The sequence below is a fragment of the Streptomyces sp. SBT349 genome (assembly GCF_001083795.1).
In the GTDB taxonomy this organism is placed as follows: domain Bacteria; phylum Actinomycetota; class Actinomycetes; order Streptomycetales; family Streptomycetaceae; genus Streptomyces.
On the sequence record NZ_LAVK01000241.1, the window covers coordinates 1 to 12,035 of the forward strand.

11 protein-coding genes are annotated in these 12,035 nt (G+C 74.0%); 6 read left to right on the top strand and 5 right to left on the bottom strand.

Going from position 1 to position 12,035, the window contains the following annotated elements; translation table 11 throughout:
- From ADY01_RS24930 to ADY01_RS24945, 4 genes are all read left to right on the top strand, one after another.
- Positions 1-683, top strand: a 683-nt coding sequence (locus ADY01_RS24930; protein ID WP_049577998.1) for a TIGR02452 family protein, incomplete at its 5' end; no start/stop codon positions are given.
- Between the two features lie 42 nt (positions 684-725).
- Entirely contained in the window at positions 726-1,292 is a 567-nt protein-coding gene (locus ADY01_RS24935; RefSeq protein WP_049578000.1) for a GNAT family N-acetyltransferase, read from the top strand.
- A 431-nt stretch (positions 1,293-1,723) separates the two neighbouring features.
- Positions 1,724-2,794, top strand: a complete 1,071-nt coding sequence (locus ADY01_RS24940) for a polyprenyl synthetase family protein (protein WP_049578002.1) — start codon at positions 1,724-1,726, stop codon at positions 2,792-2,794.
- Between the two features lie 207 nt (positions 2,795-3,001).
- The gene (locus tag ADY01_RS24945) at positions 3,002-4,024 is read left to right on the top strand and encodes a 4-hydroxy-3-methylbut-2-enyl diphosphate reductase (RefSeq protein WP_063784346.1); all 1,023 of its coding nucleotides are present in this window, start codon (positions 3,002-3,004) and stop codon (positions 4,022-4,024) included.
- Here the strand turns inward: ADY01_RS24945 and ADY01_RS24950 are convergent.
- From ADY01_RS24950 to argC, 5 genes are read right to left on the bottom strand one after another with little or no spacing between them, the layout of a single operon-like run.
- Positions 3,930-4,484, bottom strand: a complete 555-nt coding sequence (locus tag ADY01_RS24950) for an arginine repressor (RefSeq protein ID WP_049578003.1) — start codon at positions 4,482-4,484, stop codon at positions 3,930-3,932. The genes ADY01_RS24945 and ADY01_RS24950 overlap by 95 nt on opposite strands.
- Positions 4,485-4,500: 16 nt before the next feature.
- Positions 4,501-5,691, bottom strand: coding sequence for an acetylornithine transaminase (locus ADY01_RS24955; protein ID WP_049578005.1), 1,191 nt, complete (start codon positions 5,689-5,691; stop codon positions 4,501-4,503).
- Positions 5,688-6,680 (bottom strand): acetylglutamate kinase, encoded by a 993-nt coding sequence (gene argB, locus ADY01_RS24960; RefSeq protein ID WP_078900584.1) that lies wholly within the window; start codon positions 6,678-6,680, stop codon positions 5,688-5,690. Before argB ends, ADY01_RS24955 begins: the two co-directional genes overlap by 4 nt.
- Positions 6,677-7,846, bottom strand: coding sequence for a bifunctional glutamate N-acetyltransferase/amino-acid acetyltransferase ArgJ (argJ, locus tag ADY01_RS24965; RefSeq protein ID WP_049578007.1), 1,170 nt, complete (start codon positions 7,844-7,846; stop codon positions 6,677-6,679). The genes argB and argJ overlap by 4 nt, the downstream gene beginning before the upstream one ends.
- Entirely contained in the window at positions 7,843-8,871 is a 1,029-nt protein-coding gene (argC, locus tag ADY01_RS24970; protein WP_049578008.1) for an N-acetyl-gamma-glutamyl-phosphate reductase, read from the bottom strand. Before argC ends, argJ begins: the two co-directional genes overlap by 4 nt.
- 329 nt (positions 8,872-9,200) lie before the next feature.
- Here argC and ADY01_RS24975 point away from each other — a divergent pair, with 329 nt between their 5' ends.
- Together ADY01_RS24975 and ADY01_RS24980 are read left to right on the top strand one after the other, a co-directional pair.
- Positions 9,201-10,970: an ABC transporter ATP-binding protein gene (locus tag ADY01_RS24975; protein ID WP_053171183.1), complete on the top strand. Its 1,770-nt coding sequence runs from the start codon at positions 9,201-9,203 to the stop codon at positions 10,968-10,970.
- Positions 10,967-12,035, top strand: a 1,069-nt coding sequence (locus ADY01_RS24980) for an ABC transporter ATP-binding protein (protein WP_049578009.1), incomplete at its 3' end; no start/stop codon positions are given. The genes ADY01_RS24975 and ADY01_RS24980, both read left to right, overlap by 4 nt.

A 12,035-nucleotide genomic window follows, 5' to 3' on the forward strand; every position in this document is an offset into this window, starting at 1 on the left:
CCGTTCCCACCGCGCCCCCCGCCCCGGAGCGGCCGGTGGCCTTCGAGGTGACGGGCGAGAGCAGCCTGGCCGCCGCGCGGCGGCTGGTCGCGGCGGGCGGCGGCCCGGTCGCCGTGCTGAACTTCGCCTCCGCCCGCAACCCCGGGGGCGGCTACCTCAACGGGGCGCAGGCCCAGGAGGAGGCGCTGTGCCGGGGCTCCGCGCTCCACACCTGCCTGCTGAGCGCCCCCGACTTCTACGCCGTGCACCGGGCCGACCCCGACCCGTTCTACAGCGACCGCGTCATCCACTCCCCCGGCGTGCCGGTCTTCCGCGACGACAGGGGTGCGCTGCTCGACGCCCCCTACCTGGCCGGGTTCCTGACCTCCGCCGCGCCCAACGCCGGGGTGATCGCCCAACGGCTTCCGGAGCGGACGGGCGAGCTGCCCGCCGCCCTGGCCTCGCGGGCGGAGCGCGTTCTCGAGGTGGCCTCGGCCCAGGGGTACCGGCGGCTGGTGCTCGGGGCCTGGGGCTGCGGGGTGTTCCGCAACGACCCGGCGCAGGTGGCCGCCGCGTTCCGGGCGCCTCTCGCGGAGGGCGGGCGGTTCTCCCCCACCTTCGACCTGGCCGTCTTCGCGGTGCTCGACCGCCGCGAGCCCTCGCCGACGAGAAACGCCTTCGCCACCGCGTTCTCCTCCACTTAGTGTGATCATCCGCCCGACCGGGCGCATCGATCGGAGGTCACCGTGCTCAGTACCCCTCTCGGCCCAGGCGCCGAGCTCTGCCCCCTGGAACCGTGGCAGGCCGAGGAGCTGGCGGCGTTCACGGACCGGGCGCGCGACCACCTCTCGCCCTGGCTGCCCTGGGCCCACGACGTCACGGACACGGAGTCGGCGCGGGGGTTCCTCCAGCGGTACGCCGACCGCCAGGCGGCCGACAGCGGCCGGATCCTCGGGATCCGGCTGGACGGCGCGCTCGTCGGCGGCACCATCTTCCGCGTCTTCAGCGCGGCGCAGGGCTCCTGCGAGATCGGCGCCTGGCTGTCCCCCGAGGCACAGGGCCGCGGCCTGGTGACGCGGGCGGCGGGCGCCATGATCGAGTGGGCGGTGGAGGCCCGCGGGCTGGCCCGGGTCGAGTGGCTGGTCAGCCCGGCCAACGCGCCCAGCATCGCCGTGGCCAGGCGGCTCGGCATGACCCACGAGGGCACCCTGCGGAGCGTCTTCGGGATGAGCGGGACGCGGCACGACCTGGAGGTGTGGGCGGTGCTGGCCGAGGAGTGGCGGAAAGGGAACGCGCCTCACCCACACGAGTGATTACACGCCAGCCAGGCGGCGCCACCCGCTTCCCTCGATTTCCTTTGGCCTGAGCGGAACTCCTGGTCAGCGCCGCTGAGGCACGCGGCCGGGGCGCAACGGTGCACGACAGGGCGTGCGGCAGTCGCGGAATGCGCCGTTCCAGGTCGCACGCCGACCGGTCAAGCTGGCACGTGTGACGAGCGATCGGTATGAGGGGGTGGCGTGAACCCTGTTGACCTCGGCCTGCCCACGCCCGGCCGGCCACCACCGGCCGCCCCGGCGAGGCCCGCCCGTCCGACCTCGGCGCCCCCTCGGGCCGGGGCGGGCGGAACCGGACCCCCGTCCCGGGGGATGCGGTCCGCACGGTTCCGGAGTCCGGGATCGCCGAGACACTGGTCGAGGCAGCACTCGCCCTCACCGGGCAAGCCCAGGAAGCGGAGGCCCCGTTCATGACCACCTTCCCGGACACGGCGGGCGGAGCGCACACGGCCGCGGACACCCTGCGAGAGGCCCGCGCGCTGCTCGATCCCGCGCTGCGCGAGTGGGTGCACCGGCTGCCCACGCCGGTGGCCCGCGTCGCCTCGTACCACTTCGGCTGGATCGACAGCTCCGGCCGGCCCGACGACGCCCCGCCCGGCAAGGCCCTGCGCCCGGCCCTGGTCCTCGGCTGCGCCGAGGCGGTGGGAGGCCGGCCCGAGGACGCGGTGGCACCGGCCGTCGCGGTGGAGCTCGTGCACAACTTCTCGCTGCTCCACGACGACATCCTCGACGGCGACACCACGCGCCGCCACCGGCCCACGGCCTGGACGGTGTTCGGCTCCTCGGCCGCCCTGCTGGCCGGGGACGCCCTGCTGATCCACGCCGGCCGCGTGCTGACCGAGCAGCCGACGCCGCTCGCCGCCGTCACCGGCATCCGCTGGCTCAGCGAGGCCACCACCCAGCTCATCGAGGGCGAGCAGACGGACCTCAGCTTCGAGGAGCGCTTCCACGTCTCCCTCGCCGAGTGCCTGGCCATGACCGAGCGCAAGACGGCGGCGCTGCTCGCCTGCTCCTGCGCCCTGGGCGCGCTGTGGGGCGGCGGCTCCCCCGACCAGATCGAGGCGCTGCGCCGCTTCGGCACCCACCTGGGGATGGCGTTCCAGCTCACCGACGACCTGCTGGGCATCTGGGGCGACCCCTCGGTGACGGGCAAGCCCGCCGGGGCCGACCTGGCCAACCGGAAGAAATCCCTCCCCGTGGTCGCCGCCCTGGACTCGGGCACGCCGGCCGCCCGCCGGCTCGCCGACCTGTACACCTCGGAGGAGCAGCGGGCCGTGCGCTCGGGCTCGGAGCCGGACCCGGAGCACACCGCGCTCCTGGCCGGGCTGGTGGAGGAGGCGGGGGGCCGGGCCTGGGCCGAGGACGCGGCCGAGGAGGAACTGCGGATGGCGCTCACGTGCCTGGACGCGGCGGCGCCCAAGGACCCTGCCGGACCGCACCTCGCGGCGCTCGCCCGGCTCGCCGGGCACCGCGACCGCTGAGAGCGCTGGATCGCCGGATCGCCGGATCGCTGGATCGCTGGATCGCTGGATCGCTGGATCGCTGGATCGCTGGATCGCTGGATCGCTGGATCGCTGGATCGCTGGATCGCTGGATCGCTGGATCGCTGGATCGCTGGATCGCTGGATCGCCGAGACGCTGCCGTCCGCCGGCCCGGGCCGGTGGGCGCCGAAGGAGAAGGCTGTTCGATGGGGAAGGTACTGCTGGCCGCTCCGCGCGGCTTCTGCGCGGGGGTGGAGCGCGCGATCCGGACCGTGGAGCACGTGCTGGAACGCCACGGCCCTCCGGTCTATGTGCGCCGCCAGATCGTGCACAACACGCGTGTCGTCCGCGATCTGGCGGCGCGGGGCGCGGTCTTCGTGGAGGAGCTGGACGAGGTCCCCGAGGGGTCCGTGGTGGTCCTCTCCGCGCACGGAGTGGCGCCCGAGGTCCACACCCAGGCGGCGGCGCGCGAGCTGTCGGTCGTGGACGCCGTCTGCCCGCTGGTCACCAAGGTTCACCGCGAGGCGGAACGGTTCGCCGCGGCGGGTTACGAGATCGCGCTGGTCGGCCACGCCGGCCACGAGGAGGTGACCGGGACCGTCGGCCACGCGCCCGGCCGGATCCGGGTGGTGGCCTCCCCCGAGGAGGCCCGCGCCCTGCCGGTGGCCGATCCCTCGCGCGTGGTGTGGCTCTCGCAGACCACGCTGGCCGTGGACGAGGTGGCCGTGACGGTGGACGCGCTGCGCGACCGGCTGCCGCTGCTCGCGGATCCGCCGGGCGACGACATCTGCTACGCCAGCCAGAACCGGCAGGACGCGGTCAGGGCCATCGCCTCCCGCTGCGACCTGCTGCTCGTCGTCGGCTCGGCCAACTCCTCGAACTCCGCGCGCCTGGCCGAGGTGGCCCTGCGCGCCGGGGCACGGGACGCCCGGCTCGTCGACGACGCGGCGCGGGTGCGGGAGGAGTGGTTCGAGGGGGTGGCCACGGTGGGCGTGTCCTCGGGCGCGTCGGTGCCCGAGCCGCTGGTGGCCTCGCTGGTAGCCGCGCTGGCCGAGCGCGGCTACGCGGAGGTGGAGGAGGTGCCGGTCACGGAGGAGACGCTGCGGTTCGCCCTGCCGCGCCCCCTGGCCGCGATCAGCTCTCCTGCCCCTGAGGCGTTTCCTTCTGCCGCTGCGCCAGCCGCAGCAGATGGTCCGCCAGCGACTGGCCCCCCGTCGGCTGACGGGTGATCAGCAGCACGGTGTCGTCGCCCGCGATCGTGCCCAGGATGTCGTGGACCTGGGCCTGGTCGATGGCGGAGGCGAGGAACTGGGCGGCGCCGGGCGGCGTGCGGAGCACCACCAGATTGGCCGAAGCCTCGGCCGAGATCAGCAGCTCCTCCGCCAGCCTGGCCATCCGCACCTCCTTGGCCGACTCGCCGAGGGGAACCCGGGGGGTGCGGAACCCGCCCTCGCTGGGCACGGCGTAGATCAGCTCGCCGCCGGTGTTGCGGATCTTCACCGCGCCCAGCTCGTCCAGGTCGCGGCTGAGCGTCGCCTGCGTGACGCTCAGTCCGTCGTCGGCCAGCAGCTTGGCCAGCTGGCTCTGCGACCGGACCGGCAGCCGGTTGAGGATGTCCACGATCCTCCGGTGCCGGGCCGTGCGCGTCTGCGGGACTGAACTACCGGCTGGCTGCCGCTCGTCGGTCATGCTCCCTCTTCGCTGATCATCGCTTTCCGGCCGTGCCGTCCACGGTGTCGAGGACGCCGGGCAGAGCCGTGAGGAACGCGTCCACCTCCGCGTCCTCGATGATCAGGGGCGGGGCGATCCGCACCACGTCCGGTGCGACGGCGTTCACCAGGATTCCGGCGTCCTGAGCCGCCTGCTGCGCCAGCGGCGCGAGGGGCTCGGTGAGCACGATACCGAGCAGGAGTCCGGCTCCCCTGATCCGGTCGACCAGGGGGTGGCCCAACGCCCAGATGCCGTCGCGCAGCCGCTCCCCCGCGGACTTGACCCGTTGCAGCAGGTCGTCCGCCTCGATGGTGTCCAGGACGGCCAGGGCGGCGGCGCAGGAGACCGGGTTGCCGCCGAAGGTGGAGCCGTGGGCGCCCGGGGTCAGCAGCTCGGCCGCGGGCCCGAACGCCAGCGTGGCGCCGATGGGCAGGCCGCCGGCCAGCCCCTTGGCGAGGGTGATGACATCCGCCTCGACGCCCTGTGCCTGCCCGGCGAACCAGTGGCCGGTGCGCCCGATGCCGGTCTGGACCTCGTCCAGCACCAGCAGCGTGCCGGTGGCGCGGGTGATCTCGCGGGCGGCGGCGAGGTATCCCTCCGGCGGCACGATCACCCCGTTCTCGCCCTGGACCGGCTCGACGACGACCAGCGCGGTGTCGGTGGTGACGGCGGCCCGCAGGGCCTCCGCGTCGCCGTAGGGGACGTGGGTGACCTCGCCCGGCAACGGCCCGAAGCCCTCCTGCTTCTTCGGCTGACCCGTGAGCGCGAGGGCGCCCATGGTGCGGCCGTGGAAGCCTCCGGAGGTGGCGACCATGTGCCGACGGCCCGTCAGCCGGCCGATCTTGAAGGCCGCCTCGACGGACTCGGCGCCCGAGTTGGAGAAGAAGACACGTCCGGGCCGGCCCGCGAGCGCGAGCAGCCGCTCGGCCAGGGCCACCGGCGGCTCGGCGACGAAGAGGTTGGAGATGTGGCCGAGGCGGGCGACCTGCTCGGACACGGCCCGCACGACGGCCGGGTGGCCGGTGCCGAGGGAGTTGACGGCGATGCCGGAGACGAAGTCGAGATACTCCCGGCCGTCGGCGTCCCACAGCCGCAGGCCCTGACCGTGGGTGATGGGCAGCCGGGGGGTGCCGTAGTTGTCCATCAGCGCGTCGTGCCAGCGGGCGGTCAGTGACTCGTTGCTCATCTCGGCTCTCCCTCGCCGTGCCCGTCGGGCACGACCATCGTCCCGATTCCCTCGTCGGTGAAGATCTCCAGCAGGATGGCGTGCTGGACGCGCCCGTCGATGACGCGGGCGGTGCGCACGCCGTTCCGCACGGCGTGCAGGCAGCCCTCCATCTTGGGCACCATGCCGCTGGCCAGGTCGGGCAGCAGCTTCTCCAGCTCGCTCTCGGTGAGCCGGCTGATGACCTCGTCGCTGGCGGGCCAGTCGGCGTACAGGCCCTCGACGTCGGTGAGGACCATCAGCGTCTCGGCGCCGAGCGCGGCGGCCAGGGCGGCGGCGGCGGTGTCCGCGTTGACGTTGTAGATGTGGTCGTCGTCGGCGCTGCGGGCGACGGAGGAGATGACCGGGATCCGGCCGTCGCGCAGCAGTGCCTCGACCGCGCCGGTGTCGGTGGCGGTGATCTCGCCGACCCGGCCGAGGTCGACGCGTTCGCCCTCGAGGTCGGCGTAGTGCTTGGTCGCGGACATCAGGTGGGCGTCCTCGCCGGTCATGCCGACGGCGAGGGGGCCGTGCCGGTTGAGCAGCCCGACCAGTTCGCGCTGCACCTGTCCCGCCAGCACCATCCTGACCACGTCCATGGTCTCGGGGGTGGTCACGCGCAGCCCGGCGCGGAACTCCGAGGCCAGCCCGAACCGTTCGAGCTGGGCGCTGATCTGCGGCCCGCCGCCGTGCACGACGACCGGGTGGAGGCCGGCGTGGCGCAGGAAGGCGACGTCCTGGGCGAAGGCGGCCTTGAGGGCGTCGTCGACCATGGCGTTGCCGCCGAACTTGATGACCACCGTCTTGCCGTGGTGCCGGGTGAGCCAGGGCAGGGCCTCGATGAGGATCCTGGCCTTGGGCAGCGCGGTGTGCTTGCGGGGGGCGGGCTGGGGGGCGGGGCCCCTCGAACCGCTGCCGGGCCCGGTCGCGCCGGTGTCCGGCCCGGTGACCCCGCCGGAGGGCGTGCTCATGAGGAGTAGGCGCTGTTCTCGTGGACGTAGTCCGCGGTGAGGTCGTTGGTCCAGAGCGTGGCGGACTCGGAGCCCGCGGCGAGGTCGGCCGTGATGACGACCTCGCGGAAGCGCATGTCGACCCGGTCGCGGTCCTCGCCGAAGGAGCCGTTCTTGCAGACCCAGACGCCGTTGATGGCGACGCTCAGCTGGTCGGGCTCGAACACGGCGGAGGTGGTGCCGATGGCGGCCAGCACGCGGCCCCAGTTGGGGTCCTCGCCGTGGATGGCGCACTTCAGCAGGTTGTTGCGGGCGATGGAGCGGCCGACCTCGACGGCGTCGGCCTCGCTCGCGGCGCCGACGACGTCGACCCGGATGTCCTTGGAGGCCCCCTCGGCGTCCGTGACGAGCTGGTGCGCGAGGTCGTCGCAGACCGCGCGGACCGCCTCCGCGAACGCGCCCTCGTCCGGGACCGTGCCCGAGGCGCCGGAGGCGAGCAGCAGCACCGTGTCGTTGGTGGACATGCAGCCGTCCGAGTCGACGCGGTCGAACGTGGTCCTGGTGGCCTCGCGCAGCACCCGGTCGAGGACCGGGGCGTCGACGTCGGCGTCGGTGGTGAGGACGACCAGCATGGTGGCCAGCCCGGGGGCGAGCATGCCGGCGCCCTTGGCCATGCCGCCGACGGTCCAGCCCGCGCCCTCGGCGACGGCGGTCTTGTGCACGGTGTCGGTGGTCTTGATGGCCATCGCCGCCTTCTCGCCGCCGCGCGGGGAGAGCTCGGCGGCGGCGCTCTCGACGCCGGCCAGCACCCGGTCCAGCGGCAGCCGCAGGCCGATCAGGCCGGTGGAGGCGACGGCGACCTCGGCGGCGTGGAGGCCGAGGACCCCGGCGGCCCGCTCGGCGGTGGCGTGGGTGTCCTGGAAGCCGAGGGGGCCCGTGCACGCGTTGGCGCCGCCGGAGTTGAGCACGACGGCCGAGACCCGGCCGCCCTTGAGCACCTGCTCCGACCAGAGGACGGGCGCCGCCTTCACGCGGTTGGAGGTGAAGACCCCCGCGGCCTCGGCGCGCGGCCCGCGGTTGACCACCAGGGCCAGGTCGAGGCGGGCCCCGTTCTCGCCCTCCTGCGGGGTCCTGATCCCGGCGGCCACCCCGGCCGCCGTGAAGCCTCGTGCTGCCGTAACGCTCACGGTGCGACTCCGATCGTGGAAAGGCCCTGGTCCTCGGGGAGTCCGAGGGCGATGTTCATGCTCTGCACCGCGCCACCCGCGGTGCCCTTGGTCAGGTTGTCGAGGGCGCTGATCGCGATGACGCGGCCGGCGTCCTCGTCGAGGGCGACCTGGACCAGCGCCGCGTTCGACCCGCCGGCGGCGGCGGTGGCGGGCCACTGGCCCTCGGGGAGCAGCCGGACGAACGGCTCGGCGGCCAGCGCCTTGGCGTAGGTCTCGCGCAGCCCGGCGGCGGTCACGCCCGGCCGTGCCCTCGCGGAGCAGGTGGCGAGGATGCCGCGGGGCATGGGGGCGAGGGTGGGCGTGAACGAGACGCTCACGCGCTCCCCCGCGACGGCCGAGAGGTTCTGTGTCATCTCGGGGGTGTGCCGGTGGACGCCGCCGACGCCGTAGGGGCTCATGGAGCCCATGACCTCGCTGCCCAGCAGGTGCGGCTTGAGGCTCCTGCCCGCGCCGGAGGTGCCGGAGGCGGCGACGATCACCGCCTCGGGCTCGACCAGGCCCCCGGCGTAGGCCGGGAACAGGGCGACGGTGACGGCGGTCGGGTAGCAGCCGGGAACGGCTATGCGCCGCGTGCCGCGCAGCGCCTCGCGGGCGCCGGGCAGCTCGGGCAGGCCGTAGGGCCAGGTCCCGGCGTGCGGGGAACCGTAGTAACGCTCCCAGTCGGCCGCGCTCTTGAGCCGGAAGTCGGCGCCGCAGTCCACGACCAGCACGCCGCCGCCCAACTGCTCGGCCACGGCGGCCGACTGGCCGTGCGGCAGGGCGAGGAAGACGACGTCATGTCCGGCCAGCGTCCCGGCCGTGGTCGGCTCGAGCACGCGCTCGGCCAACGGCACCAGCTGCGGCTGGAGCGCGCCGAGCGGCTGCCCGGCGTTCGCGTTCCCGGTCAGCGCCCCGATCTCGACCGAAGGGTGCCCCAGCAGCAGTCGCAGGATCTCCCCTCCCGCGTACCCACTCGCACCCGCCACCGCAGCTCGCACCGCCATCGCCTCCTCGTGAGTGACAGCATGACTATACGCACCGCCACACTTTTATGCAATGGAACGAGGGGCGCGACGCCGCCCCGCTGAGGCTGAGCGTCCGAGGTGGCGCATGGCACGTTGCGCGCATTGTGCCGCTTGGTGCGTTGTGGCAGCGCTCAAGGGGAGGGACCAGGCGGCGATGCGGGCGTCTCGGAAGATCGCTTACCGGTGATCGGCGGCATGGAAAACCGTGTGACCACCGGAAGGGGCGCGGCTATCCTCCGCTGCTGACGCCTGCCTTGGTGGTGGAATTGCTTCCTGACGCCCTCCGGCACTCTCCGGCGCGTTCGTTGATGCGGCTGTGGCCTTATGTGAGGCCGGTGCGGGGCCGGTTGTTCCTGGCGGTGCTGCTGGCGGTCGTCGCTTCGTGCCTCGCTCTGGTGATGCCGCTGGTGCTGAAGTGGATGGTGGACGGCCCGGTCAGCGACGGGGATGTGGCCGGGGTGTGGCTGGGCGGTGGAGTCCTCCTGCTGCTGGGTGTCGTCGAGGCGGGCGTCTTCGGGGTGCGGCGTTGGCTGGCGGCGCGACCGTTGGCCGCGGTCGAGGCATCGATGCGCGAGAGGCTCCACCACCACCTGCTGCGCCTGCCCGTCGCGTTTCACGACCGCTGGTCGTCGGGACAGCTCGTGTCGCGCGGCACCGCGGACCTCGGGTCCCTCCACGGGTTCCTGGCCGTGGCACTGCCGTTCCTGGTGGTGAACGGCGTGACGCTGCTGGTCGGTTGCGTGCTCCTGATGGCCCAGCGGTGGGTGCTCGGCCTGGTACTGCTGGCCCCCGTGGTGCCGCTGCTGGCGCTGTCTTCCTTTCTCGAGGCGCGTTTCGCCCTCGCGGCGCGCCAGGCGCGGGAGCGGGCCGGCGATCTGGCGACGTTGGCGGAGGAGTCGGTGCTGGGCGTCCGCGTCGTCAAGAGCTTCGGCCATGATCAGCGCCTGACCCGCGCCTTCCGGCAGCTGGCTGTCCGGATGCGGGGCGCGGAACTGGCCAAGGCCCGCCTGCTGGCGGCCCTGACGGCACTGCTCGCGGTGCTGCCGGACGCGTCGTTGGGGGCCGTGCTGGTGCTGGGCGCGGTGGAGGTGGCGGAGGGCGATCTGTCGGCCGGGACGCTCCTGGCCTTCCTCGCCATGGCGATGGAGTTGCGCCCGGCGGTGGCGTCGACCGGATCGCTGCTGGCGATGAGCGTCGACGCGGCGACCGCGGCCGACCGCTACGTCGAGGTGATGGACGAGCCCGCCCCCGCCGACGACGCACGGGCGCGTCCCCTCGCGGGTCCAGCGGGGGCCGGCACGAAGGCCGGGTCCGAGGCGACCGCGGCGGAGCTGGTCTTCGAGGGCGTGGAATTCCGTTACCCGGACGCGCCGCCGGGCGAGCCGGCCATGCTGAGGGGCGTCAGCCTGCGGATCGCGCCCGGCGAGACCGTGGCCCTGGTGGGTGCCACCGGCAGCGGCAAGAGCACCCTGGTCGCCCTGGTGCCCCGGCTGCACGAGCCGACCGGCGGCCGGATTCTGCTGGACGGGGTGGACGTCACGGCACTGACGCGCGCCGAGTCGCGGCGTCAGGTCTCCGTCGCTTTCGAGGAGCCCACGCTCTTCTCCACGACGGTCGCCGAGAACGTGCTGCTGGGGGCCGACCATGCCGACGAGGCGGATCTCGCCAGGGCCCTGGGCATCGCGCGGGCGGACGGCTTCGTCCAGGCTCTCCCGGACGGTGCGCTGACCCACGTCGGCGAGCAGGGCATGAGCCTGTCCGGCGGCCAGCGCCAGCGGTTGGCGCTGGCTCGTGCCATCGTCGGCCGGCCCCGCCTGCTCGTCCTGGACGATCCGCTCTCAGCCCTCGACATCCACACGGAAGCGCTCGTCGAGGCGGCGCTGCGGCGGGTCCTGGCCACCACGACGGCCCTGGTCGTCGCGCACCGGCCGTCCACCGTGTTGCTCGCCGACCGGGTCGCCCTCCTGTCCGGCGGCCGGATCGCCGCCGTCGGGACCCACGACCATCTCCTGCGAACGTGCGCGGAGTACACCTCCCTGATGAGCGCGTTCGCGGCCGGCGGGGACGGCGCGCGATGACCCGCCCGGGCGCCGGGCGGCCACGCGCCGGGCACAGCGGCGACCCGTTCGGGGAGGACGCGCTCCCCGCCCCCGAGGGAGCGGCCCGGTCGCTGCTGGCGTCGTTGCTGCGCCCGCACGTGCGCCGCCTCCGGCTGGCCGGCGCCCTGGTGGTGCTCCAGCGGGGGGCGGCGCTGGCGGGCCCGCTGCTGGTGGCCTACACGATCGACCGGGCGGTGCCGGCCTGGCGAACGGGCGACCGCGGGCCGATGACCGCGGTCGCGATCGGCTACCTGCTGTGTGTGGTGGCCTCCGGTGCCCTCCAGTACGCCTTCGTCACGGTCTCCGCCCGCATCGGCCAGGACATGCTGCTCGACCTGCGGGTCCGCATGTTCGGGCACGCCCAGAGACTGAGCCTGGACTTCCACGAGCGCTACACCTCGGGCCGCCTCACCTCCCGGATCACCACGGACGTCGAGGTGTTGCGCGGCCTGCTCGACGAGGGGCTGGCGGCGATCGTCACCGCCGCCGTGTCCACCGCCTCCATCACGGCGGCGCTGCTGTACCTCGACTGGCCGCTGGGCCTGGCCGCGGTGCTCGTCATGGGGCCGCTCGCCTGGACCATGCGGTCCTTCCGGCGCCGTTCGATGCGCGTCTATCGCAGGAGGTCGAGCGCGATGGCGGCCGTCGTCGCGAGACTCGCCGAAACCCTGGGCGGCATCCGCACGATCCAGGCGTACCAGCGCGAACGCCCCCACGGCGCCGCCTTCGCCGCCCTCAACGGGGAGCACCGGCGGACGAACGGCGAGGCCGGCCTGGAAATGGCCCGCTACGTCACCTCATCGCGGCTGGTCGCCAACGTCGCCGTCGCCGCCCTGGTGATGTGGGGTGCCTCCCGGGTCGTCTCCGGCGGACTGGAGTTGGGCGTGTTCGCCGCTGCCGTCCTCTACCTGCGGCAGCTCTACGACCATCCCCTCAAGCTCGGCGGGGTCGCCGATGCCTACCAGTCGGCCGCCGCCTCCCTGGAGAAGATCGCCGCCCTGCTGGCCCAGCGGCCCACCGTCCCCGAACCGCCCGCCCCCAGGC

What these genes read in the sequence shown, in the direction of transcription:
- ADY01_RS24940 (WP_049578002.1), top strand. Translation starts at nt 1,724, where the DNA reads ATGACCACCTTCCCGGACACGGCGGGCGGAGCGCACACGGCCGCGGAC.
- ADY01_RS24945 (WP_063784346.1), top strand. Translation starts at nt 3,002, where the DNA reads ATGGGGAAGGTACTGCTGGCCGCTCCGCGCGGCTTCTGCGCGGGGGTG.
- ADY01_RS24950 (WP_049578003.1), bottom strand. Translation starts at nt 4,484, where the DNA reads ATGACCGACGAGCGGCAGCCAGCCGGTAGTTCAGTCCCGCAGACGCGC.
- ADY01_RS24955 (WP_049578005.1), bottom strand. Translation starts at nt 5,691, where the DNA reads ATGAGCAACGAGTCACTGACCGCCCGCTGGCACGACGCGCTGATGGAC.
- argB (WP_078900584.1), bottom strand. Translation starts at nt 6,680, where the DNA reads ATGAGCACGCCCTCCGGCGGGGTCACCGGGCCGGACACCGGCGCGACC.
- argC (WP_049578008.1), bottom strand. Translation starts at nt 8,871, where the DNA reads ATGGCGGTGCGAGCTGCGGTGGCGGGTGCGAGTGGGTACGCGGGAGGG.
- ADY01_RS24975 (WP_053171183.1), top strand. Translation starts at nt 9,201, where the DNA reads ATGCGGCTGTGGCCTTATGTGAGGCCGGTGCGGGGCCGGTTGTTCCTG.